Origin of the sequence: Sulfurovum sp. XGS-02 (genome assembly GCF_023213175.1) — a bacterium.
Taxonomy (GTDB): Bacteria; Campylobacterota; Campylobacteria; order Campylobacterales; family Sulfurovaceae; genus Sulfurovum.
Genome location: NZ_CP093312.1, coordinates 568,194 through 592,714 on the forward strand (window position 1 = coordinate 568,194; position 24,521 = coordinate 592,714).

The 24,521-nt window shown below is 39.4% G+C and carries 20 protein-coding genes; 15 read left to right on the forward strand and 5 right to left on the reverse strand.

What is annotated here, in order from left to right; translation table 11 throughout:
- Positions 1-7: 7 nt before the first annotated feature.
- Together ftsA and MN086_RS02870 are read right to left on the reverse strand one after the other, a co-directional pair.
- Positions 8-1,396, reverse strand: coding sequence for a cell division protein FtsA (ftsA, locus tag MN086_RS02865; protein WP_248576551.1), 1,389 nt, complete (start codon positions 1,394-1,396; stop codon positions 8-10).
- A complete protein-coding gene (locus MN086_RS02870) occupies positions 1,393-2,868 on the reverse strand; it encodes a peptidylprolyl isomerase (RefSeq protein ID WP_248576552.1) in 1,476 nt (491 codons plus the stop codon). Before MN086_RS02870 ends, ftsA begins: the two co-directional genes overlap by 4 nt.
- Positions 2,869-2,974: 106 nt before the next feature.
- Here MN086_RS02870 and MN086_RS02875 point away from each other — a divergent pair, with 106 nt between their 5' ends.
- Positions 2,975-4,261, forward strand: a complete 1,287-nt coding sequence (locus MN086_RS02875) for an adenosylmethionine--8-amino-7-oxononanoate transaminase (RefSeq protein ID WP_248576553.1) — start codon at positions 2,975-2,977, stop codon at positions 4,259-4,261.
- Positions 4,262-4,263: 2 nt separating this feature from the next.
- On the opposite strand, the gene MN086_RS02880 is transcribed toward MN086_RS02875, so the two are convergent.
- Together MN086_RS02880 and MN086_RS02885 are read right to left on the reverse strand one after the other, a co-directional pair.
- Complete coding sequence (locus MN086_RS02880; RefSeq protein WP_248576554.1) at positions 4,264-5,487, reverse strand: tetratricopeptide repeat protein; 1,224 nt, start codon at positions 5,485-5,487, stop codon at positions 4,264-4,266.
- 129 nt (positions 5,488-5,616) lie between these two features.
- Positions 5,617-6,192, reverse strand: coding sequence for a class II aldolase and adducin N-terminal domain-containing protein (locus MN086_RS02885; protein ID WP_248576555.1), 576 nt, complete (start codon positions 6,190-6,192; stop codon positions 5,617-5,619).
- A gap of 134 nt (positions 6,193-6,326) precedes the next feature.
- Here MN086_RS02885 and rsmH point away from each other — a divergent pair, with 134 nt between their 5' ends.
- Genes rsmH through MN086_RS02900 form a run of 3 tightly spaced genes read left to right on the forward strand, consistent with a single transcriptional unit; the run spans position 6,327 to position 10,653 of the window.
- On the forward strand, positions 6,327-7,262 hold the full coding sequence (gene rsmH / locus MN086_RS02890) for a 16S rRNA (cytosine(1402)-N(4))-methyltransferase RsmH (protein ID WP_248576556.1): 936 nt from the start codon (positions 6,327-6,329) through the stop codon (positions 7,260-7,262).
- Positions 7,252-7,521, forward strand: coding sequence for a hypothetical protein (locus tag MN086_RS02895; protein ID WP_248576557.1), 270 nt, complete (start codon positions 7,252-7,254; stop codon positions 7,519-7,521). Before rsmH ends, MN086_RS02895 begins: the two co-directional genes overlap by 11 nt.
- A gap of 18 nt (positions 7,522-7,539) precedes the next feature.
- Positions 7,540-10,653 (forward strand): efflux RND transporter permease subunit, encoded by a 3,114-nt coding sequence (locus tag MN086_RS02900; RefSeq protein WP_248576558.1) that lies wholly within the window; start codon positions 7,540-7,542, stop codon positions 10,651-10,653.
- Here the strand turns inward: MN086_RS02900 and MN086_RS02905 are convergent.
- Positions 10,650-11,468, reverse strand: coding sequence for an acyl-homoserine-lactone synthase (locus tag MN086_RS02905; protein WP_248576559.1), 819 nt, complete (start codon positions 11,466-11,468; stop codon positions 10,650-10,652). The two genes, MN086_RS02900 and MN086_RS02905, sit on opposite strands and share 4 nt — an antisense overlap.
- Before the next feature lie 173 nt (positions 11,469-11,641).
- On the opposite strand from MN086_RS02905, the gene MN086_RS02910 reads away from it, so the two are divergent.
- The 11 genes from MN086_RS02910 to MN086_RS02960 all read left to right on the forward strand — a co-directional run bounded on the left by MN086_RS02910 (position 11,642) and on the right by MN086_RS02960 (position 24,480).
- Complete coding sequence (locus MN086_RS02910) at positions 11,642-13,558, forward strand: hypothetical protein (RefSeq protein WP_248576560.1); 1,917 nt, start codon at positions 11,642-11,644, stop codon at positions 13,556-13,558.
- A gap of 71 nt (positions 13,559-13,629) precedes the next feature.
- Positions 13,630-14,010: a hypothetical protein gene (locus MN086_RS02915; protein WP_248576561.1), complete on the forward strand. Its 381-nt coding sequence runs from the start codon at positions 13,630-13,632 to the stop codon at positions 14,008-14,010.
- Positions 14,007-15,896 (forward strand): bifunctional diguanylate cyclase/phosphodiesterase, encoded by a 1,890-nt coding sequence (locus MN086_RS02920; RefSeq protein WP_248576562.1) that lies wholly within the window; start codon positions 14,007-14,009, stop codon positions 15,894-15,896. The genes MN086_RS02915 and MN086_RS02920 overlap by 4 nt, the downstream gene beginning before the upstream one ends.
- A 114-nt stretch (positions 15,897-16,010) precedes the next feature.
- Positions 16,011-16,907, forward strand: a complete 897-nt coding sequence (locus MN086_RS02925; protein ID WP_248576563.1) for a polyprenyl synthetase family protein — start codon at positions 16,011-16,013, stop codon at positions 16,905-16,907.
- The gene (gene hemA / locus MN086_RS02930) at positions 16,907-18,214 is read left to right on the forward strand and encodes a glutamyl-tRNA reductase (RefSeq protein WP_248576564.1); all 1,308 of its coding nucleotides are present in this window, start codon (positions 16,907-16,909) and stop codon (positions 18,212-18,214) included. Before MN086_RS02925 ends, hemA begins: the two co-directional genes overlap by 1 nt.
- Complete coding sequence (proS, locus tag MN086_RS02935; RefSeq protein ID WP_248576565.1) at positions 18,211-19,731, forward strand: proline--tRNA ligase; 1,521 nt, start codon at positions 18,211-18,213, stop codon at positions 19,729-19,731. The genes hemA and proS overlap by 4 nt, the downstream gene beginning before the upstream one ends.
- A gap of 1 nt (position 19,732) precedes the next feature.
- A complete protein-coding gene (locus MN086_RS02940) occupies positions 19,733-20,155 on the forward strand; it encodes an FxsA family protein (protein WP_248576566.1) in 423 nt (140 codons plus the stop codon).
- On the forward strand, positions 20,100-20,933 hold the full coding sequence (locus MN086_RS02945; protein WP_248576567.1) for a thioredoxin domain-containing protein: 834 nt from the start codon (positions 20,100-20,102) through the stop codon (positions 20,931-20,933). Before MN086_RS02940 ends, MN086_RS02945 begins: the two co-directional genes overlap by 56 nt.
- 55 nt (positions 20,934-20,988) lie before the next feature.
- Complete coding sequence (gene hemC, locus MN086_RS02950; RefSeq protein WP_248576568.1) at positions 20,989-21,942, forward strand: hydroxymethylbilane synthase; 954 nt, start codon at positions 20,989-20,991, stop codon at positions 21,940-21,942.
- Between the two features lie 49 nt (positions 21,943-21,991).
- On the forward strand, positions 21,992-23,812 hold the full coding sequence (locus MN086_RS02955) for a menaquinone biosynthesis decarboxylase (RefSeq protein WP_248576569.1): 1,821 nt from the start codon (positions 21,992-21,994) through the stop codon (positions 23,810-23,812).
- Between the two features lie 71 nt (positions 23,813-23,883).
- Positions 23,884-24,480 carry a peroxiredoxin gene (locus MN086_RS02960; RefSeq protein ID WP_248576570.1) on the forward strand — a complete coding sequence of 199 codons (597 nt, stop codon included), beginning with the start codon at positions 23,884-23,886 and terminating at the stop codon, positions 24,478-24,480.
- Positions 24,481-24,521: the final 41 nt, after the last annotated feature.

Here is a 24,521-nt window from a genome sequence, read left to right on the forward strand (position 1 = left end):
TAATTTTTTAAAAAAGCTGTCTTGCCCAACTCGCCAGTTTTTTAAACGGATTTCTATTTTCATGACCTAGGTCGGAAAGATCGTCAAATGAGATATCTGACTCTTCCTGATCTTTTTGGTTGTGTTCTTTCTCTTCTTTGTGACTTACGGCTGCCTGTACCTCTTCGGCATTCGAGGTATGGCCTATCCTGATGTCATTGAGGTTATCTTCGAACATTGCCTTTGAGTGTAACAGCTCTTGCTGGAAATTTATCTCATATTGCGTATGACCGCCTGCTTTGTAGAGCAGTAACCCCACTACCGTTGAAAATGCCGGATCTTTGAGTTCATCAAAAAGACCATTGACATTATCTGGGTACCCCACTCTTACAGGCATACCGGTGAAGATGGCCTGTGCTAACTCTCTCATACCTTTAAGCTTTGTCATACCTCCGGTCAAGATGATACCGGCACCGATCTGCTCTTTTAAGGCAGATTTTTCCAATGACTTGGAGAGGATCATCAGAGCCTCTTCTACACGTGAGAAGATCACAGAATGTACCACTTCCAAAGAGACACCGTTACGACTCTCTTCATCACCAATGATCGGGAGTTCTATGACTTCATTTGAACTCTCTATAAGACTCCCGTGACGTACTTTGACATTCTCGGCTATTTGTAAAGGTGTATGCAGTGCCATGGATAGGTCATTGGTGATGTGGTTTGAACCTACACCCAGGAAATCATTGTATCGGATAGAGTTACCCGTATGTATGACAAGATTACTTGTTTGTCCACCCAGGTCTATCACAGCAACGCCAAGTTCTTTTTCATCTTCATCCATTGTCGCAATCGCAGAGGCATAACCGCTTAAGACAATACCGTCTATCTCAACACCCGCAGAGCGTACGGCTTTTTTAAGATTGGAAAGGTTTGATTTTTGTGTCATGATGATGTTGACATCTACTTCCATACGACTGGCATTCATACCGAAGGGATCTTCTATGAAGTCTTGATCATCTACTCTAAAGTTGTAAGGCAATACATGGATGACATCATACTCTGTAGGTACATTGGCATTGTAAAGGGCTGTTTGCATCACACGATTGATCTCTTTAATGGAGATATCTTTATGCGGGATGTTGACAATACCTGTGGAGTTCAGACTCTTGGCATAGGCATTGGAGATAGAAACCGTGGCAGAAGTAATGTTACTGCCTGCAATACGTTTTGCATCGTTGATGGCTTTTTTGATAGATTTGGAAGCGAGTTCTATATTGGTGATCGCACCTTTCTTAACCCCTTGAGATTTAGAGATGCCATGTCCTTGAATGGTGACTTCGGAGTCTTGGATTTCAGCGATGATAGCGCATATTTTCGTGGAACCGATATCAATAGCTAAAATTGTGTCACTCAATTTGTCAGCCCTCCCATGTAGACTTCTGTAGGATATTGTTTATCTAACATCTTAATCAGATTCGATTCAAATGTACTCTGTTTAAGTTTATTTGCCGTTTCTTTTACAAAAGCTGTCTGATTTACATCCATAGGCACCAGTTTTTGTTCTAAGATATTATAAACTATAACCTTATCGAATACGCTTATGATACCTTTTTCTTTTGATGATGTAAAGAGTTTTTGTAAAAATTGTAAACTTTCTTGTGTATTTAACGGATTTAGGTTGACATTTTCTTCCAATTTGACAAAATCAGAGATGATCGCATCGTTCTGATCAAAGGTATCAAGTGTTGACTCTGCCAAGGCTAAAAGCGCTTCTTTTTTCGCCTGGTTTTCATAAAGCAGTGTCACCTCTTTTTTTGCCTCTTCATAGGTTTTTACCTTCGGTAACACAAGGTTTTCTATTTTTACAGTGGCATAGGCATCTGCAACGACTTTAGGCTTGAGGATATCTCCTACAGATTTTTCTTTCAATGCACTCCATACCTCTTCTGTAAGCATATCATCACCCAATGGGAGTGTGATCTTCTCACTGCTGTCAAGATTTCCTTTTTTAAATGCAATGTATGCTTTTTGTGCTGTCTTTTTTGTTTTCTTTATTTTGAGATCTTTTGTTACCAGTACTTTAGCCTCTTCGAAAGGAAGTTGTTTTCCTGTTTCGTCTGTATAATTGAAGCTATTTGCATTATAGTGAGCCTTTATTTCATCATCAGTGACAGGCGTATCTTTACTTTGTGTCCATACGATAGAAAGTTCATACATTTGCGGTGTCAAAAAGTTCTCTTTTTGCATCTCCCAGTAGGCTTTCACTTTTGCCTCATCGATAACGAAGTTGAGATCATCGTTTGTCAATACTTTGTAGGCCAACTTGTCACTGACATTCATAGCTGCAGAGATAGCTTCCTCTTCTAGTGGCAAAGTCTCCACTGCAAGTAGTGAGAAGGTCTTTTCCAGTATGAGCTCTTCTCTGAGAGTCTCTTCAAAGGCATTGGCTCTGAGTCTTTGACTTTTAAGGTAACCCTCATAGATCTCTTTCACGAAAACACCGTCTTTTTGGAAGGCTCTGATCTCTTGTAGTTTCTGTGCTACTTCAGCATCTGAAACGATGATACCCAGGTCTTTTGCAAAGTTCAAGATCTTAGCCTGTGTCGCCAATCTGGCAAATGCCTGTTTGATCAGTCCCATCTCTTGGGCTTGTTTATCATCAAGTGTACCTTGCATGGCTTGATTGTATTGGTTGTATAGATTGCTGTATACCATGTTGAGTTTTGTCTGTTTGATCTCAATATCACCGACTTTGGCAACATTCCCTGCTTTTGAACCAAAATTGTAACTTCCCCAACCTACAAAACCTGCACCAATAAATGCGATGGTTGCTACCCAGATGGTCCATACCAGGTATTTATTGTGTTTTTGCATCCAACTAATCATACTTCATCTACCTTCAATCGAAAAATTTGTACAATATTCTATCTAAAATAAGCTTATCGCTAATGAATGGGAGTGTGAAAAGAATATGACTGATCAAAATGTAAAAATGATGCAACGAGACCTGGAAGTGATATGGCATCCTTGTACACAAATGAAGGATCATGAAACCCTACCGCTTGTACCTGTCAAATCAGGCAAAGGTGTCTATCTTTATGATTTTGATGGGAATGCATACATCGATGCGGTCAGCTCCTGGTGGGTCAATATCTTTGGTCATGCCAATGAAACGATCAACAACAGGATCAAAGCCCAGCTTGATACTTTGGAACATGTACTTCTGGCAGGCTTCACACATGAACCTGCTATAGAGCTTGCACATAAACTTGTCAATATGACGCCTAAAGGCCTTGAAAAGGTCTTTTATGTGGACAACGGCTCTTCAGCGGTGGAAGCAGCATTAAAAATGAGTTACCATTATCATCTTAACATGGGAAAGCGTAAAGCACTTTTCCTCTCGTTAACAAATTCGTATCATGGAGAGACGATCGGTGCTTTGAGCGTAGGGGATGTCGAACTTTATAAAGATACCTATGCACCTCTACTCATTGCCAATATGCAAGTCCCTGTACCCAAAGACCAAAGTGTAGAAGCTGCCCAAGAGGCATTGCAGGCGTTGGAGGAAGTCCTAAAAGAAAGATCTGATGAGATAGCGGCCTTTATTGTTGAACCGCTTATTCAGGGTGCAGGAGGAATGCATATGTATCATCCTGCCTACCTTTCAGGTGCAAGAGCATTGACACAACAGTATGGCGTGCATCTTATCGCAGATGAGATCATGACAGGGTTTGGACGTACAGGAAAGATGTTCGCCTGTGACCATGCAGAGATCTCTCCTGATTTTATGACCCTCTCCAAGGCTTTGACAGGAGGGTATCTGGCACTTTCTGTGGTCATGACAACCAACGATGTTTATCAGGCTTTTTACTGTGACTATAATGAGTATAAAGCCTTTTTGCATTCGCACAGTTATACGGGGAATCCTTTGGCGTGTGCAGCAGCACTGGCAACTTTGGAGATATTTGAACAGAATGATATCCTCGGTGAGAACGAGAAGAAAAGCAGATACATCATGGAACAGTTGGAGAAGTTTTCTGTTTTACCTAATGTCAAAGAGATAAGACAGCAGGGTATGGTCACCGCTATAGAGTTAAAGGGATATGAAACCACTGAACGTATAGGAGTAAAGATCTATAAATATGCCTTAACGAGAGGGGTACTGCTCAGGCCGCTGGGGCATATCATCTATTTCATGCCTCCGTATGTCATCTCTTATGAAGAGATAGACAAAATGATAGAGGTCGCCTATGAAGGGGTAAAAAAGGTAGCTAGATAAATTTACCTTTTAAAGAAACGACGGTTTTCTTTTTTTAAACGGTGATAATGTTTTTCGGCGCGTTTAATACCGAATTCCATGGCTTCTTTATAGAATTGTTCAGCCTTTTTTTTGTCTTGGTCCGTCTCTATACCGTGTTCATAAAATTGTGCTATGTCACAAAGTGCTTCGGGGTAGTCCTCAAGGGCTAAACTATACATTTTTGCAAAGGCTTCAGGTATGTCTTTGGTGAGTAAAACACCTTTAAAGAGTTCTCTCGCCAACATAAATTGTGCAAACTTTGATTCCGAAGCGGCACAGACAAGTAATAGTTGTGCTGCTTCCGTCTCTTTCCCTTCTTCACTTAACTTTTTGATATAGTCGAGCGTTTCTTCTATCTCCTCTTCAGTATATTCTTCCTGTGAGATCTTTCTTAAGAGATTTTCTACAGAATCAAACTTTTCGTAGGTTTTTTCTTTAAGCGGATATTGTTTTTTCATACTGTTAAGTTTCTGTGCAATGTAAGGAATCGCTTTGTATGGCTGTGAAGATGTTCCTTCTTCAGACTTTATCGCAGGTTTGAGCTCTTTAAGGAGTTCCTCTTTCGAAGGCATCTCTTTATCTATGAATGTTTCAGTCTCTTGGGTCACTGGCTCTTCTACGACCGGTCCTTCTTCACTCTCTTCGGTATCAAAAAAAGTATCTCTATCTGTATGACTTGTCTCTTCTTGAGCTTCAAAGAAAGTATCTGTTGAACTCTGTTTAAGATCCAGTGCAATGTCGTCATTCAGTACATGGTCCGCTTCAATATTTAGCAGGGCATCAAAAGCATTATGGTCCACTGTTTTTGTCTCACCCCCTATTTCAGTCTCTGTTTCTTCCTTTGTTGCTTCTGGAAGTTCATCAAGAATAAAATCATTCATATCGATCTCTTGAGGTTTTTCATTTCTGTTTGATATGACAAAAAGATCGAACTCGTCTATGATAGATTGCTCTTCTGCTGCCATAGCAGCCTGTGCTTGCTGTGAGGTTCTTTGAAGAATATCCTCTGTAGGCGTTTCAATATATTGGTTAATGAGACCTTGTGCTTTTGCATAGTTCTCTGCCTGAATTGCTGTAATTATCTCCTGGATTTTCACATCTGTTTTAAGCAGTCCCAACTTTAAGATCTGAAGCTGTATGGTCTCTACATCAGTGATGGAAATGGCATGGTTAATGATGCTTAATCTTTTTTGTGTCTGATTCATATCAGGTGTCCTATATTAAATAGTATTTGAAGGAGTATAACAAAAGTATGCTTTACAGAAGTATTGACAGTTTAACTATAGTTCTTTATAACGACACTTTATAAACGGGAAAAGAAGGGAAAAAATGCTTTACAGATTTGCTGATAAAGCTAACAATCTGCAAGAGTTTTCCAAAATAGAAATCTTCTTTGCCATCTCTGTGATGTCCCTGTCGTAAGAGATAAGGCCAAATCCTTTGATAAGAAGTAGATGTGTGTCATGTTTCTGGAAAAACTTCGGGATCTCATAAGGTGCACGTTCCATCCAGTCATCTATATTTTTGGGGTCATATACGATGATCTCACCCAGGACTTTTTGACCAAAGTAGTCTTGCGGAGAGACTTTACCATGTTTGAGTGAGTATGCTGTCGCATAAGGGGGCATAGTATAACAGACATATTTTGCATTGGGGATGGTTTTATAGATATGTTCATGGATATTTACATCAGGGTTTGCCATACTCCAGCGATAGTCTCTCTTTTGACAATCAAGTTTGACAAGTGAATGTTCAGTAAATTCATCCAAGATTGTATCTTTAGAGTTGATGATAAATCCGCTGCTGCTTACCCTTGCCGAGATGGAGCCATGATAGACACCAAAGAAGTTTTTGTTAAACAGAGAGAGTGAAACATGTTTAATGTCTTCAATGAGATGCTTATCTACCATTTGGGTAACCTTTAGTTAGGAATATTTCGGTATTATATCATTAAAATAGTTGAACCCTCTGAATCACCCAGGCACCCATGATGGGTTTTAGATCAGAAGGTTCAAATCAAACGATCATACGATGAAGGAAACAGATGGAAACACCTCACATACCCGTACTTTTAGATGAAGTCTTGGAGAGTTTTGAAGGGGTGGGTGAAGGATATTTTGTTGACTGTACACTTGGCTATGCAGGGCATAGTTCTGAAATACTGGCCAAATATAAAAATTTGAAACATATAGGAATAGACAGAGATGATGAGGCTTTGGCTTTTTCTAAAAAACGTCTGGAACCTTATGAGGAACGCAGCACGCTCTACAAGGGTACATTTGCAACAGTCTTTCCTACATTGCAGGAGAGTCCGATTGTAGCGGTATTGGCAGATTTCGGTGTCTCCTCTTTACAACTGGATAAAGAAGAGAGAGGTTTTTCTTTTACTTCTGAAACACTCGATATGAGGATGGATGCATCCTCACCGCTCTCAGCGTATGAAGTGGTGAATACTTATCCGCAAGAGAAACTCGAATATATCTTTGATATGTATGGTGAGATACGATCCTTTAAAAAATTGGCATCTGCTGTGGTGGAAGCAAGGGCACAGTCACCTATCAACTCTGCTAAAGAATTAAGCGAGATCGCAAAAACCGTGATCCCCGCAGGAGGAAAGATACACCCTGCAACATTGATGTTTCAGGCTATCCGTATAGAGGTTAACAATGAACTGGGTGAAATAGAAGGATTACTGGATGCTTTGGAACAAAAGCATGTGAAGGGGGAAGTGGTTTCTCTCATCTCCTTTCATTCTTTAGAAGATCGTCTGGTAAAGAACCGTTTTAAAAAATGGGCACAAAATTGTATTTGTAATCCCCAGGCAATGCGCTGTACCTGCGGTAAAAACCATGCGTTAGGTAAAGCATTTTCTTCCAAGCCTGTAACAGCAAGCAAAGAGGAACTCAAAGTGAATCCCCGAAGCAGGTCTGCAAAACTGAGAAGTTTCAGGTTCAAAAAAGACAGTGTAGATGGCAAGTAGAAAGAAAAAACTGAAGCCTAACGGTATCACGTTTGGTATGGCAATGGTCATATTGATGTCAATAGCCATTATTTTGATCTTGACAAGTATTAAAATTTACTTGAGCAATCAGATCTATTATGAGAGTAAGGTTGTGAACAAAATGACACGTGAGGTTTCCGTACTCAAAGCTGAAAATGTGATGCTTCAACAGAGTGTAGAGGCATTGAAGTTCAAGAACAGAGTCACAGATACCATCTTTGTCATACAGGATAATTGACAATGGGGTTAACACAGTATGATACGTAGTTTTATTCGTTTCGCAGTAGACAAGCCTATTATCAACCATATTTTGATGGTTTTTATGTTGGTGCTCTCTGTTTTTGCTTATCAGAACATTGCCAAAGAGATATTTCCGCCTTCTACTCTTGATCAGATATCGGTCCAGGGCGGATATGTCGGTACAAGTGCTGATGTGTTGGATAAAATGGTTGTCACCAGTATAGAAGATGAACTTAAAAGTCTTCCCGAGATAGATACCCTTTACACCAGTATACAAAACGGCAGTTTCAGTATCAATGCAGATATTAAACCCGGAAGTGATACCCAGCTGGTCCTTTCGGATGTGAAAGATATTATCTCAAAAACAAGACGTGATCTTCCTGCCGATATGGATGAACCTATTGCCCGTATCGTGGTACATGAATATCCACTTCTACTTGTAGCAGTTTCGGGGGATGTAGAAAAAAAAGCACTGATCGACGCGGCAGATGCGCTTAAAAGCAAACTCGCACTGATCCATGACCTGAGCAGTATAGAGATACGCGGAGACACGGATGAAGAGGTGATCATTACCTTGGACCAAAAAAAGCTGGATGCATACGGTCTGGATAAATCCGGAGTCTATCAAGCCATTTCTACGCTGTCGAGTATTTTCCCTGCAGGAACACTTGACGGGCAGGGTGACCATCTTTATATCTCTACGATCAATGGTGAGAAAAGTGCAAAGGCGCTGGGAGAAACACTCTTGAGCGTAGGCGGAAAAACTTTTCGTCTTAACGATGTGGCCGAAGTCTATTATGGTTTGGGTGATCCTACACAGATATCGCACTATAATGGTAAACAGAATATCTCTTTAAACATCAATAAAAGTAAAGAGGGTAATGCGATTGCCTTGAGTAAAGAGATACGGAAAATACTTGTAGCATTCAATGAAAAATATGAGCATGTTAAATTTGAAGCCTATACGGATACTTCTATCTGGATCAAAAACCGTTTGAATCTTGTCTCTTCAAATATTTTGTTCGGACTGATCCTGGTCTTTATGGCACTCTTTTTATCTGTCAATATGCGTATTGCTTGGGTGGTGGGCATCGGGATACCGGCGAGTTTTTTCATTACATTGATCATCATGGAGATGATAGGCTACAGTTTGAATATGCTGACGCTGCTTGGAGCACTGATCGCCCTTGGTATGCTGGTCGATGAAGCTATTGTTGTGGCGGAGAATATCTATAGACATATGGAGATGGGAAAGGCACCAAGAGAAGCTGCAATAGAGGGTGCTATCGAAATGTTTCCTGCAGTGCTTACGGCAACATTGACCACAGTCTTTGCCTTTTTGCCACTGTTGATCATGAGCGGTAAAATGGGAATGTTCATGCAGGTGCTTCCTGTGATGATATCAGTACTGCTCATCTCCTCTTTGTTCGAGGCATTTTATTTCTTGCCTTTACACTCCAAAGAGTTCTTTGCTATGGGTACCTTTAAAAAAGAGAAAGATGACGGTAGTTTCTGGAAAGGCTGGGTGAAGTGGTACCAAAGGTTCCTGGGGAAACTGCTAGTACATAAGAAGTGGTCTCTTTCGATCATACTGATCTTTATTATTTTGGGAACGTTGGGTATGGCAAAGATCACCAAGTTTCAGCTTTTTCCTGAGTTCGATGCACAGCAGGTCTATCTGAATGGAAAAGTGAACATCAACAACGATCTGCAAGATACGGAAGTCTATGTCACACAGATAGAAGAAGCACTCTTAGAGATACTGGATGAAAAAGAGATGGATTCGGTCACTTCGGTGATAGGATTTAAGTTTAACAAAGATCAAAGTTTTGAGTTGGGTGAGAACCTTTTCCAGATCTTTATCAACCTGCATGAAAAAGCACCTGAAAACTTTTTTGACAAGTACATTAATCCGGTATTCTCTTTGGAGTATGATGGCAGTGATATGATAAGAGATAGACTCTCTCAAGAGATCGCCAAAGAGATACAAGAACGTATAGTTCCCAAATTCAAAGCCCAGAAACTTCATGAGGAAAAACTCTATGAAGAGTTTAATGTCTATGTGCAGCAGGCAGGTATCGTGAGTAATGATATAGAGATCGGTTTTGAGCATCACGATAGAGAGAAGATGTTAACAGCCATGAAAAGGGTAGAAAAGAAGCTTGGGAGTATCAACGGAGTCGAAGACATTGCAGACAATGCCAATGAGGGAGAGCGTGAACTCAAACTGCGTGTCAATGAATATGGGCAGCAGTTAGGTTTTAGTGAAGGGTACGTGACCTCTGTATTGAAGGGTGCATTTTTGAAGGCGGAGTATGCAAAGATGTTCAACAAAGATGGCTTGGTCAGAGTGAAGATAGAGGATGTGTATAAAGAGGATGCATCAGCGATAAAAAACTTTCAACTGACAACCCCTGATGGGCAGAAAGTGGTACGACTTGCAGATATCTGCGATTTTACCTATCAAAAAAGCTTTGTCAAAATATTTAAAGAGGATGGTGAAAAAGTACGTTCACTCTATGCGAGGGTAGAAAAGAAGGTCATTACCCCTGTTGAGGTGATGCAGCAGTTAAAACCGCTTTTGGATGAGATACAAAAAGAGGGAGTCAAGATCATTATAAAAGGGGAAGAAAAAGAGAATGAAAAGCTGAAAAAAGAGCTTGGACAGGCGTTGATGATCGCTATATTCCTGATCTTTATCACTTTGGTCTGGATGTTTAACTCTTTGGTTCTACCCTTGATCATACTGACAACGATTCCATTGTCCCTTTTTGGTGCTCTGGTCGGAACAAAACTCATGGGTATCAATATGACGATGCCTGGTATGATGGGAGTCATAGGACTTGCAGGCGTCGTGGTCAATGATGGCCTCATAATGCTTGACTTCATCAAAGGAAGTAAAAAATATGACCAGATACAACAAAAAGCGGGGATGAGACTTCGCCCTATCTTACTTACCTCTGTGACCACGGTACTGGGTCTGTCCTCTTTGATGTTCTTTGCTTCGGGACAGGCACTGATACTTCAGCCTATGGCTATCTCACTAGGTTTTGGTATCGCGTGGGCAACGGTGTTAAATCTTTACTATGTGCCTTTGATGTATGCAGTGATATATAGAGTGAAGTGTTAAGCTTTTAGACTTAGCTCATCCATTCCTAGTAAATGTTCCATACTCATGTCATCTCCATACTCTTTGAAAAGTTGACAAATTCTGTCAAGTTGAATGTCTGAACGTTCGAGATAAGGGTTATTGTCTATGAATTGCCAAAAGGATTGTGGATTTTGACACAGTTCTTTGAGGTAGTACTTTGTGAGTAGTCCCATGGTTCCCTCTGTTTTTTCACCTGCGATGAAGAAATCTTCTTTTCTGATAACGTATGGGAATCTCATCCCATGGAAATCTATGGCATCACCTATAGGCTCAAAGAAAACACTTTGCCTTTTTAGAATACGGTGAAGAGAACGTTCCATAATGGCAAACATTTTAGTATACTTGTAGAGAAGAACATTGATTCTAGTTGCACACATCAGCGCTAAGGAAAGATAGGTTCTTAATTGTAACTGAGAAAAATCTTTGTGTTCGATCTGATCATGTAGTAAAGCAAAGCGTGAAATCTCACAAATAGGTAGGGTTTGTGTCAACTTTTCAATATCTTTGATATGTAAATCTTTCTCCATAGGTATTTTCTGTGAAGGTGTTCGATGATTGGCAAAAAAGATTCTTACAGACCCAACATACTTTTGTGTTTCATTATGTTGTAAAAGATAGATAAAGGATTGCTTATCATCTTGGCTAAAGATATATTTTTTACTCTCTTCAACATCAGGATAGTGGTTAACAATCACATCATTTCTAATCTCTTTTACAGCTTGAAAATGTTCTTGGGTAGTGGCAAACACAAGGGAGTATTCTAATGTTAGTAGATGAAAAACTTTATCAAGCATTAAAATTCCTTTTATGTCTAGCATAAAAAGTATAAAGTTTTTTTTGTTACATGTAGCTAAAAGAAAGCTTAAAAAAATGTTTTTATATTTGTTTAATATATTTAATAATATCAGGTAAGCCTATGAAAATCTAGGGTATGATTAAAAAATCAATGTTATATAATGGATAAAAGATGGGATATTTTTTTGGACAAGGAATGATACAAAAGAGTTTAGTTTTTTTATGTCTTCTCTTTTCAGGTCTGCTCTATGCAGAGAATATTGACACTATTTTGCAGGAGTACAATCAAAAAAATGCATTGAGTCAAAAAACGATTGATGAGAATAAGGGGCACTTAATACTTTTCACTAGAGAAAAGCTTGAAGAGATGCACGCCAAAACACTGAAGGATGTGTTTAAGACCACACCTATCATTTACTATCATGAAAATAGGTTTGCTTTGCCTGATCCTATGACTTCTGGTGCATTTGAGCCCTACAGAAGTAATTATGTCCGTTTATATGTCGATGGTATCGAGATTACCCAGGGATGGATGGGTAGTGGATTGATGCTCTATGGTGATGTGAATATAGATTTCGTTGACCATATAGAGTTTTACTATTTAACCCCTTCTTTTGAGACGACTGTAGAGCCTGCATATCTTACTGTTTTTCTTTACTCTAAGGATCCAAAACGAGATCCGGGAGGGAAGTTGAATCTCATAGGTGGAAGCAGAGGGTACAATGCTCAAAGCATGAGCTATGGTGAAGAAAAAGAAAGTTATTCGTATATGGTCAACTTTTCTCATACAGATGCAAAAAGAGAGACGATAGATAATGGAACTTCTACCCCGCTTAGTAGAGACTTTGAGCGTACACAACTTTTTTCTTATCTAAAAACAGAAGACCAAATCTTTCATCTTCAGATGATGAAAAAGAATACTGACAGCCTTGCAGGTATGAGTTGGGATGCTACACCTTTAGAGAGCCAAATCGATTACCTTAATTTACATATGGATTACAGCATTGATTTAAGTGAACATTGGCACGCACAGGTTTCCTATGATTGGCTTAAATCAGATATGTATCAAGCTGACGAACTTCCTTTAGCATGGTCAGATGCTTTAGGCTTAAATGTTTTTGATGGAGAGTATAAAAACAGTACATATTCAGGAGAATTAACCTATGCAGAAACGATAGGAAAACATCGTATTACTGCAGGAGTAAAAGGGAGATACAAGAAGCTTGATTCATTTGAGAACTTTGGGCAAGATACTTTGACCACTCCTTTTACTTCTGAGACGATTGGCTCAATTTTCTTTCAAGATCAATATGCACTAAATTCAGAGCAGTTATTGACCTTTGGTATATCTCATAATAACATATCAAGAAACGGTGGAATAAATGACGATTCTCTTTTACAATTACGTCTAGGTTATCTATATGCGGGTGAGCATTGGAGCTATAAGGCGTATCTCTACCGTAGTCAATTTCCTATAGAACCTTTGGTGCGATATTTGGATCTAGGGCAACCCGAAGCTTTGCAAATGTATCAAGATGCTCAGCCACAAACCTCTTTAGGGATCACGCAAGAATTCGGATATGCTTACGAAAAACAACATGTAAGACTATTTTTACATGCTATGAAAGATGAAGACAGTCTATTTCAGGATCGACAAAACGGCTTAGGAGAGGAAACAAAATATTGCACATCAATTCTTACCTATGATTATAATTTCAATATAGACAACAAATTGAATTTACAGCTCTATTATGCCCACTATAAAGATATCTTTAATTTAGAGAAACTTGAAGATATCAGCGGATACCTTAGTTTCGCAAATAGTTATGAAAACTTTGATTTTTACAATGGAATTGTTTGGCATCGAAACAGTATCAATTGGACAAATTATTATGATTTAACAAGCTCTGTTTCATGGAATATCAGTGAAGACCTTACAGTGACATTGAAGGGAGACAACCTCTTAAATAAGGCAAAAAAAACGAGTCAGGCTACGGTAAATTTGGCAACAACGCCTCCTACTGTAAGTGCTTTGGAGATTACACCTATTGATCAGCGTGTTATCATTGAGTTGGAGTATATGTTTTGAGAAAGATTCTTTTTCTTTTCATCATACTGTATGGGCAGTTATATGCACTAGAGAGGGAGAGTACACTTAAAATGTATCACGGTATCTTTAGTGCTTTGTCTTCAAAAGCATCCATTACTGTGTATACAAATGATAAAGAGTACAGAGATGTATTTATCCATTCTAAAAAAATTGTATTATCCAATACACCTGAAGAAGCAGATATCGCTTTAGTGACAGAAGAGAGAACGTTAAAAGATATTTTGTATGCTAAGAGTAGAAATAAAGACCTGGATAACAAACCGATCATTTTTGTTACAAATTATCATTTTTTAAAGATATCAGAGGAGATAGTAGGAGCATTTTATTGGCGTAAGGGACGTTCACAGTTGTTATTCATCAAAAATAGATTGAAACAATATAACATGATTTTACCTAAAGAGTATCAAAACTTTATGATTGATGAATTATGAAAAGACAATATTTTGATAAATTTATTTTTTTCTTGATGGTCTTACTCATCACGTTTGCTCTGTTTTTACAGATTACAACCGTGCAAAGTACTGAGAAACTTAAAAAAGAAGAGATACAAAAAGCAGAACAATATGCAGCTAAAATTGCCCAACTTATACAACGTCGAACAGCAAATGATCTAGAGACGGTACTTACAGACAATCTTGAACTTAGAGATCATCTTAATGAATCCCTCCAAGCCTTTTTAACCAAACAATATCAATATATTTTTGTACTTAAAAAAGATCTAAAGGGGAATTATCGTTTTTTACTGGATGGCTCAGAAGAAGAACCTGAAGAGTATAAAACGATTTTTTTTCCTAAAAGCAAACTTTTTGACCGTGTCTATGAGACACAAAAAATGCAAATTATTGAGCAGCATGAAGGTGTTGAACAGGTATGGTTGTCGTTGGTTTACCCTATTGTGAGAGAGAACAAAACAGATGCACTTTTGGTTTTAGACCTTTCAGAGTCTTATGGCCAACATCTTAATGATTTCAATTTTCCATTGATGGCTGTTGTATGGATGATGCAGATTTTCTTACTTCTTAGTATGTTGTTGCTAGTTTTTCTTGCATATAGGTATTATAAAATCCGTAAAGAGCTCATTATAGATAATTTGACCTCTGTATATAAAAAGCAATACCTACAAGAGTTTTTTGATAAAAATAGATTGGATGACTACAATGTTATGTTACTAGATATCGATGAATTTAAAAAGGTCAATCAAAAATTTGGTTATGAATTTGGGGATATGATTCTGCAAGAGTTTACGCAAACACTTAAATCTATCATGTCCCCCAATGCCATTATTGTACGTACAGGAGGAGCAGAGTTTCTGGTTGTCTCATCTAAATCTGAGAATACAGCAGAAGCAGAAGCACAAAAAATATTTGATAGATTAAAAGAAAAAAAATATCTTATCGGTAATGAAATACAGTATTTAACTGTTTCAATGAGTGCCATGAGTATTCCGGAAGAAAGTACGTCTCTACAAAACATTGAAAGATTGTTGGACGAAAAGCTTTTAGAAGTAAAAAGTAAAGGTAAAAATGCTTTAGCAATTTTCTCCAAAGAAGAACTTAGTGGTGTGAATTATAATAATATTGATTATATAAAAGAGGCTTTAGAGGAAGAACGATTAATATGTCTTTATCAGCCAATTTATGAGACTGAGACAAAAAAAATTACGAAATATGAAGCTTTAGTGAGACTTATTGACAAAGAGGACCCAGAAAAGCTTATTGTGCCTTTCCATTTTATGAAATTACTCAAAGGGACAAGTCAATATATAAAAATGAGTAAATTGGTTTTACGAGAAGTATTTAAAACCCTAAAGAGATATGAAGATATTGAAATCAGTGTGAATGTAGATCTAGATGATTTAGACAATGCTGATATGATGAAACTTATTACACACAATTTATATGAACATAGAATGCTGGCAAATAGATTGACTTTTGAAATCTTGGAAGATCATGAGGTGAAAGATCATGGGAAAGTTATGTTTTATCTGCAACAGTTAAAGGCATTTGGTTCGAAAGTAGCACTTGATGACTTCGGAAGTGGATATGCAAGTTATAGTTATTTGATAAAGCTGAATATAGATATTTTAAAAATTGATGGAAGTATTATTAAAGAATTAAAACATAGATCTGATCATGCTAAAACTGTCATTAAATCTATTCGAGAATTGGCTGAATCTTTTCACTATGATTTGGTTGCTGAATTTGTCTCAGATGAAGAGATCTATAACATCATCAAAGAACTAGGTATTCAATATGTTCAAGGATATTATTTGGGAGAACCGAAACCTATTGAATGGTATATAGATAAAAACTACTAAGCGCTTACACTCACTATTAAAACTATTTGGCTATAATTATTGACTTTTATATCAATATAGGATACAACCGTGGGTAGCATCATTGCGATCCATGGTAAATAAGGATCGATATACGTGCTAAGTGCTGTTGAGAGAAAAATAGAACAATTTATAGCTGACCTGAACGATAAAGAGGTAAGTAGACTTTATGCTCAATTACCTCATGGAAAAAGACTGCGTGCAAAGCTCATTTTGAAAATAGCAGGAAATAACATTTCTGTTGTGAAAACTGCTGCTATCGTTGAGATGATACATGCTGCCAGTTTGTTACATGATGATGTGATAGACGATGCCTATACCAGACGTTCTAAACCTTCTCTCAATGCACTTTATGGCAATAAAACAGCCATCATGCTGGGTGATGTCCTTTACTCAAAAGGTTTTTTAGAGTTAAATAATATTAGTACGGATGTGGCCAAGATGATCTCCAATGCCGTTGTCCAACTCAGTCTTGGAGAGCTCAAAGATGTTTCACTTTCCAAAACATTTAATTTGGACAAAGAGGTCTATATTGAAATGATCTACCAAAAAACGGCTTCTCTTATGGAAGCCAGTGCTGGAGCTGCCGCTTTATTGGCCGGTAAGTCTAAAGAAGCCTATATGACCTACGGTAGAAACCTGGGTATAGCCTTTCAAATGATCGATGACCTGCTTGATATTACATCTGACAGTGCTACATTGGGTAAACCTGCTTTGCATGATTTTGAAGAGGGTAAGACCACACTGCCTTATATCTATCTGTATGAACGGTTGGAGAGTGGGGAGAAAGAGAAGTTAAGATCACTGCATGCAAAAAAGCTCTCTGCTGAAGAACAACTTTGGATCAAAGCGAAAATGCAGGAACACAAAGTGATACAAAAAAGTTATCAGGAAGCCAAGGTCCTGATAGAAGAGGCGATAAAACTGATGAATGAAAAAGGTGAAGATGCACTCTCAAATATCGCTATGCAGATGATAGAAAGGGATTTTTAATGTATTACCAAGTGATGAGTTTTTCGCATAAAAACTGTGATCAGGGTATGAGAGAAAAGTTAGCATTTGCCAATGATGAAGAAAAAATTGAAATGCTCAATCAGTTGGTTGAATTTGAGTTTATTCATGAAGCATTTATTGTTTCTACTTGTAACCGTGTTGAAATCGTATTGGCAACACGTGACAACTTTTCAAGTTATCATACGATCCTGGGACTGATGAGCCAAAAGAGCGAATTGAATTTTTATGAGATCAAATCTTCTGGGGTACGTTATGATGATGAAGAGGCAATACAGCATATTTTTTCTGTGGTCTCTTCACTGGATTCTTTGGTCATAGGTGAATCCCAGATCACAGGACAGGTGAAAGAGGCATTTATGCTCTCTCATCAAAACGGTACAGCAGGTCGTAAACTCAATCGTGTCATCTCTTACGCTGTGAAGTGTGCTGCAGAAGTACGCAATGCAACGAATATTTCCCAAAACCCTATTTCGATCGCTTCAGTTGCCGTGTCACAGGCACATAAACTTTTGGGTGACAGTATGGCTGGAACAACAGCCGTGGTAGTTGGAGCTGGTGAAATGGGCGTATTGGCAACGAAACATCTGCTTAGAGCGGGGTGTGATGTGGTGATGCTTGGAAGAGACCAGGAGAAGGTCGAAGCGCTGGCAGAGACCCTGGGTGAAAATGTTAAAGCAGCCACCATGGAAAAACTTCCAAAGTATTTGAACCGTTACCGTCTACTTTTTACAGCGACTTCAGCCAGGGAGCCGATCATTACACAGGATCTTATAGAGAATGAAGCCCTGCCAAGACTCTGGTTTGACATGGCAATTCCTAGAGATATTGAAGATATAGCGTTGGAGAAACTACAACTTTTCCGTATCGATGACCTTCGTACTATCTCTCAGGATAATCATGCATTACGTGAAGAGCAGGCTGTAAGAGCAGCTGAGATCGTAGAGAGATATAAAGAAGAGTTTTATGCATGGCTCAGAGCACTCTCTATAGAACCGGTGATAAAAGAGATGAGAGAACAGGTGAATGACGCCATAGACGCTGAAATGAAAAGAGCCCTCAAAAAAGGTTTTGTACCCGCAGAAGCCGAAGCAAATATGCGTAAAATGGCAGAGCAGATGTTCAAGCGTTTTTTACATGAACCGACACAAAACCTGAGACACTCTTCCACAGAGAAGAAAAATGCGAACTGCATAGAATCGATCAAAAAAATGTTCAATATAGACACAGAAAACATTGATGTAAAACAGTATAAAAATGATCATCATACAAAAGGATACAACGCGTGAGATTTTCAAGATTATTAATCCCTACAACCAAAGAGACACCCAATGATGCAACATTGGCAAGTCATATCTATCTTATTAGAGGTGGATTTATACAGTCGGTGGGGGGAAGCGGACTTTACAATTTTCTGCCTTTAGGCAAAAAGATACTGGATAAAGTACATGCAGTAGTGAAAGAGGAGTTAGATAAAGCAGGGTGCCAGGAAGTGAGTCTCTCTTTTGTTACACCTGCAGCACTCTGGGAAGAGAGCGGCCGTTTAGAGAAGTATGGTAAAGAGCTGTTACGCTTTAAAGACCGTAAGGAGAATGACTTTATTTTAGGACCGACCCATGAAGAGATGATGGTGAACCTGGTGAGACAGACAGTGAAAAGTTATAAGCAGCTTCCTCTAAATGTTTATCAGATAAACCTCAAGTTCCGTGATGAGATCAGACCAAGGTTTGGTCTGATGCGCGGGCGTGAATTTCTCATGAAAGATGCCTATAGTTTTCATACCTCTACAGAAGATATGCAAAGAGAGTTTGCATTGATGGAAGAGACGTATAAAAAGATATTCACACGTCTAGGACTGGAGTTCAGGGTTGTAGATGCAGACTCCGGGGCGATAGGAGGAAGTGGCAGTAAAGAGTTTATGGTACTGGCTGATTCCGGCGAAGATACGATCGTGGTGTGTAATGAGTGTGACTACGGTGCCAACATAGAGGCTGCTGTCGCAAAACCGAAAGCCTATGATGCTTCTACAGAGATCCAAGTGATCGCAATGAAAGCACTCTATGATGAAGGAATCAGTAAAATCGTGCATTTTGCTTTACCTGCATCTGTAGAACTTCAGGATGTCAAAGCATGTAATGCGGTCAATGCCAATGATCTTGTAGAACATGAAGAAGCAGCAGAGATAGAGACACTGGTTGTAGACGCTGTGCTGGAAGGAATAGATACTCTGGCAGCTGAAGAGAAATCCTATGCCGATATCTCAGCAGTGCAAGAGGGCGATGCTTGTGCCTCTTGCGGTGGTGCATTACGTTATACCAAGGGTATCGAAGCCGGGCACATCTTCCAACTGGGCACGCGATACTCTGAACCGTTAGCGGCAAACTTCTTGGATGAAAACGGGAAATCCCAGCCTATGGTTATGGGAACCTATGGTATCGGAGTGAGCCGTTTGCTAGCAGCGATCATCGAACAGAACCATGATGAAAAAGGGTGTATCTGGACGAAAGAGTCTGCGCCGTTCGATCTGCAGATCATCGTCTCAAATATCAAAGATGAAGCGCAGGTTGCTTTAGGTGAAAAACTCTATGAATCGATGTTGGCCAAAGGTGTGGATGTGCTGCTTGATGACAGAAAAGACCGATTCGGTGCGAAGATAAAAGATTATGAACTTGTCGGTGTACCTCATGCAGTAGTCATAGGGAAGAAACTCTCCGAGGGTACAGTTGAGTTTATGACCAGGGACGGTATGGTCAAAGAAGAAGTATCTGTAGATACCATAGCTGATCTACTGGCTGAAAGATTTTAATATGATATTTCTGATCATTCCTTTTGCTCTCATCGAACTGTACCTTTCGCTAAAGACAGGAGAGACGATAGGTTTCTTTTGGTCTGTGGTATGGATCGTACTTAGTTTTGCTCTGGGTATGATACTTTTACAAAAATCTTCACAAACGATGATGGGGAATATGCAGTCCATGAGACAGGGAAAACTTGACTTGAGAAGATTTCAAAATGCAAGTATGTCCTATTTTATTGCTGCGATACTACTCATTATTCCGGGAGTATTCAGTGACCTTTTGGGTGTCATTGCATTTTTTTATTCACTTTATTTACAATTTATTGCTAAAATAACCCCCGAAGGAACAACACATTTTAGAAAACAAGGAGATGATGATGTCATTGATGTCGAAATTATTGATGAGCACAGTTCTAGCAAGCGTGACTCTTAGTGCCAATGCACAGCCAGATAATAAACTATTAGTTAAATATGTGAAGAAATCTGTGGTGAAAAACCCGCAGGTGAAAGTAAAAGGCGTAACCGTTCTTGAATCTAAAACAGATGAAAGATTACCTGGATGGACGATCTTGTTAACGACGATGGATCTTGAGTATCAGAAAAGAGAGCTCCATGCACCCGAGATGATGTTTGTAAAAGACGGACTTGTCACAGGGCATTTGGTGAACCTAAAAACAGGAAATGATTACAGAGATGAGATCAAACCTAGTGTCCCTGAGAACTATTATGATGATGCCCACTTGCTGTTTGGTAACAAGGATGCAGAGCATAAGATACTTGTCTTTTCTGACCCGCAGTGTCCGTTCTGTCAAGAAGTAGTACCGGAGATCTTTAAATTATCTAAAGAGAACCCGACAAAAATTGCAGTCTATTATTATCACCTGCCGTTACTTCGTATCCATCCTGTTTCAGATGTACTGACACGTGTGATGCATGTGGCACAACATGAAGGTAGAACTGATGTGGTTGAGAAGATCTATTCACTTAAGATCGATCCAAGAGAAACAGACATGACGAAGATACTTGCGGCAGTCAAAAAGCATACCGGTTATAGTGTCACAGCGGCACAGGTAGATGCAAAAGAGGTGAAAGCAGCAATGCAGGCGGATGAAATGGCATCAAGTAAAATGATGGTCACAGGTACACCTACGATCTATATAGATGGTGAGTGGGATAAAATGCGTAATGGGCATAAAAAGCTTATAAAGTAATAGAATTGGCGTCTGTATGAGGCTATGTCTTATGCAGAGATAGACAAGGGTAACAGTGGAAAAATTAATTATCGCAACAAGAGCAAGTGATCTTGCACTTTGGCAGGCATATCATATCAAAGAGAGAATCGAAACATCGTTTCCAGAGATCACAGTAGAACTGAATAAGATCACTTCTAAAGGTGACAAGATACTGGACAAACCGCTTGCATTGATAGGGGGGAAAGGGCACTTTACCAAAGAGCTTGAAGATGAGATGCTTGAAGGGAATGCAGATCTTGCTGTACATTCTCTTAAGGATGTTCCTACCTACATCCCAGAAGGTTTGGAACTGTGTGCCATTACGACACGACAAGATCAGAGTGATGTGCTTCTCTCACATACCTATGAAAGTCTGGATGCACTTCCTCAGGGTGCAGTGGTAGGGACCACAAGTCTGAGAAGACGTATGCAACTTCTTGAGAAACGTCCGGATCTTGTGGTCAAAGAACTTAGAGGAAATGTCAACACAAGACTCAGAAAGCTTAAAGAAGGACAGTATGATGCGATCATACTTGCCTATATAGGGCTGCATAGGCTTGACCTGCTGAAAGACATTCCTTTTGTAGAAAAGCTGGATTTCTTTATCCCACCTATGGGACAGGCTGCCTTGGGTATAGAGATTGTGAGTGATAATGAGAGGGTTAGAGAAATAGCGATGACCTTGAATGATGAGAATTCTTATCTCTGTACAAAATTAGAACGTGATTTTGTCTCAAAGATAGGCGCTGGCTGTTCTGCCCCTGTGGCCGTGAATGCGATCATCACAGGTGATGATATCACGGTTAAAGCGATGCTTGGGTACCCTGACGGTACGAATATCATGCATAAAGAGTTGACAGCAAAGGTGGATGCATGTGATGCATTGGGTGAAGAGTTGTCTGAAGCAATGATTGCGGAAGGTGCTCTGGATATACTCGAAAAAGCAGAATCTATAGCCTTTAAAGATGAAATGCCAGAAAGACTATAAGCAGAAAATTGTTTATAGATCGAATGTTTTAGAAAAAAGAGAACAGTAAATGCAAGATGTAGTACAATGGCTGAAAGATAACGGTAACTTAAAGATCATAGATGAACCGTTGGATGTGGAACTTGAAATTCCTCATGTGGCGTATATAGAGGTTAAGAGAGAGGACTCCCGTCCTCTTCTTTTTACACATCCTGTAAACAAAGCCAAAGGCATAGCGTATGATATGCCTGTACTAATGAATATCTTTGCCAACAAGGAGCTCACTGAAAAGATCTTTGGTAAACACCCTGATGATGTAGCCAAGGGCATAGATGAGCTGCTTAAGCTCAAACCGCCCAAAGGTCTTAAAGCGAAGCTAGCTATGCTGCCTAAACTCTTTTCACTTAAAAATGTATTTCCCAAACGTTTAAAATTCAAAGGTGAATGCCAAGAGGTCATCATTCCTAAAGATGAGGTAGATTTAGACAGGTTACCCATACTGAAGACATGGGAAGAGGACGGTGGTCCTTTTATCACGATGGGACAGGTCTATACAAGAAGTCTTGACGGCGAGATGCAAAATCTCGGGATGTACCGACTCCAGCAGTATGATAAAAAGAGACTGGGGATGCATTGGCAGATACACAAAGATGCCTCCCACTTCTTTGACCAGTATCAAAGAGCCGGTAAAAAAATGCCTGTAACCGTTGCCATAGGCGGTGACCCTCTTTATATTTGGTGCGGGCAGGCTCCTATGCCTCACGGTATGTTTGAATTGCTGCTTTATGGTTTTGTACGCAATAAAAATGCACAGCTGGTGAAGTCGATCACTAATGACATCTATATCCCTCGTGATGTCGATGTGGTCATAGAAGGTTTCGTGGACCCAGAAGTGATGGAGATAGAAGGACCTTTTGGTGACCATACGGGGTACTATACTCTTAAAGAACCTTTTCCTGTGATGGAAGTAGAGACGATCACGATGAAAAAACATCCAGTATTTCAGGCTACAGTGGTAGGAAAACCACCGTTAGAAGATAAATATATGGGCTGGGCAACAGAACGTATATTCCTGCCGATGCTTAAACCTATGGCTCCAGACCTTATAGACTACAATATGCCTGAAAACGGTGTGTTTCATAACCTTATACTGGCAAAGATGAAAACACTCTATAAAGGGCATGCACAGCAGTTCATGCATGCATTCTGGGGTGTGGGCCAGATGAGTTTTGTGAAACATGCCATTTTTGTAGGAGAAGATGCGCCTGAGCTTGAAGAGAGTCAAGCTCTGGCAGCACATATACTTAATCGACTTGATCAGAGCAGGGTGCTCATTACACAGGGGATCGTGGATCACCTTGACCATTCCTCCTCAGAACAGTTTGTCGGTGGCAAACTGGGTGTGGATACGACAGGAGATGAAGTAAAAAACGGTGTAGAAGCCTTACTTTTAGATGATGCACTGCTTGAGAAGATGCAAGAGATAAGCAGCAGTGTAGTAGGATTGAAGCAATACATGACAGAGACGAAAACGCCGATCTGTGTGATCAGTGTTAATAAGCAAAACTCTCAACGTGAGCTGATAGACAAACTCAAAGGTCTTGAGAAGCATATCAAACTGCTTGTCATTGTGGATCATGCGAATAATGATCTGGATGATGCATATATGCTCATCTGGCGTGTCGTGAACAATATAGATGCTGGCAGGGATGTCATACTGAAACCGTTCATAGTGATAGATGGAACCAATAAAAGTGAAGTAGACGGCTATGAAAGAGAGTGGCCCGGAGATACTTTCTGTACAAAAGAGGTACTTGACAGGCTTCAAGAAAAAGGGATCATAGAGATAGATGAAGCATTTATCAAAAAATTTGGATTGCTTCCTTTTTAATTTAATTTCCTTTTAAAGGTATTGTGATAACATTTCCTTGTTAATAAAAATTATCAATAAGGAAACAAAACATGTTAGTAACTAAAAAAGCTCCAGACTTTACAGCAACAGCCGTACTTGCAGACGGTTCAATCGTAGACAACTTCAATCTTATGGAAAACCTAGGTGAAAAAGGTGCAGTTCTTTTCTTCTACCCACTAGACTTTACTTTTGTATGTCCATCAGAGATCATTGCATTTTCTCACAGAGCTAAAGAGTTCAGAGAAAGAGGTATCAATGTGATCGGTTGTTCCATCGATTCTCAATTCTCACACTTCGCTTGGAGAGAAACTCCAGTAAATGAAGGTGGTATCGGTAGAGTTGATATGCCACTAGTAGCAGACCTTAACAAGCAAATTGCTAGAGATTACGATGTACTTCTTGATGATGCTGTAGCGCTAAGAGGTTCTTTCCTTATTGATGCTGACGGTACAGTTAGACATGCAGTGATCAATGACCTTCCACTTGGTAGAAACATTGATGAGATGATCAGAATGGTAGATACAATGCTATTTACTAATGAGCATGGTGAAGTATGTCCAGCTGGTTGGCAAAAAGGTGACGAAGGTATGAAAGCAGACACTGCTGGTGTTGCTGAATATCTTGCAAAACACGAAGGCGATCTATAAGACCTTAGTATATTCCCATCTTCAAAGATGGGTGTATACAT

Excerpts from the sequence above, each read along its gene's own strand:
- MN086_RS02870 (WP_248576552.1), bottom strand. The coding sequence starts at position 2,868 with ATGATTAGTTGGATGCAAAAACACAATAAATACCTGGTATGGACCATC.
- MN086_RS02875 (WP_248576553.1), top strand. The coding sequence starts at position 2,975 with ATGATGCAACGAGACCTGGAAGTGATATGGCATCCTTGTACACAAATG.
- MN086_RS02880 (WP_248576554.1), bottom strand. The coding sequence starts at position 5,487 with ATGAATCAGACACAAAAAAGATTAAGCATCATTAACCATGCCATTTCC.
- MN086_RS02885 (WP_248576555.1), bottom strand. The coding sequence starts at position 6,192 with ATGGTAGATAAGCATCTCATTGAAGACATTAAACATGTTTCACTCTCT.
- rsmH (WP_248576556.1), top strand. The coding sequence starts at position 6,327 with ATGGAAACACCTCACATACCCGTACTTTTAGATGAAGTCTTGGAGAGT.
- MN086_RS02895 (WP_248576557.1), top strand. The coding sequence starts at position 7,252 with ATGGCAAGTAGAAAGAAAAAACTGAAGCCTAACGGTATCACGTTTGGT.
- MN086_RS02900 (WP_248576558.1), top strand. The coding sequence starts at position 7,540 with ATGATACGTAGTTTTATTCGTTTCGCAGTAGACAAGCCTATTATCAAC.
- MN086_RS02905 (WP_248576559.1), bottom strand. The coding sequence starts at position 11,468 with ATGCTTGATAAAGTTTTTCATCTACTAACATTAGAATACTCCCTTGTG.
- MN086_RS02910 (WP_248576560.1), top strand. The coding sequence starts at position 11,642 with ATGGGATATTTTTTTGGACAAGGAATGATACAAAAGAGTTTAGTTTTT.
- MN086_RS02915 (WP_248576561.1), top strand. The coding sequence starts at position 13,630 with ATGTATCACGGTATCTTTAGTGCTTTGTCTTCAAAAGCATCCATTACT.
- MN086_RS02920 (WP_248576562.1), top strand. The coding sequence starts at position 14,007 with ATGAAAAGACAATATTTTGATAAATTTATTTTTTTCTTGATGGTCTTA.
- hemA (WP_248576564.1), top strand. The coding sequence starts at position 16,907 with ATGTATTACCAAGTGATGAGTTTTTCGCATAAAAACTGTGATCAGGGT.
- MN086_RS02940 (WP_248576566.1), top strand. The coding sequence starts at position 19,733 with ATGATATTTCTGATCATTCCTTTTGCTCTCATCGAACTGTACCTTTCG.
- MN086_RS02945 (WP_248576567.1), top strand. The coding sequence starts at position 20,100 with ATGTCATTGATGTCGAAATTATTGATGAGCACAGTTCTAGCAAGCGTG.
- MN086_RS02955 (WP_248576569.1), top strand. The coding sequence starts at position 21,992 with ATGCAAGATGTAGTACAATGGCTGAAAGATAACGGTAACTTAAAGATC.
- MN086_RS02960 (WP_248576570.1), top strand. The coding sequence starts at position 23,884 with ATGTTAGTAACTAAAAAAGCTCCAGACTTTACAGCAACAGCCGTACTT.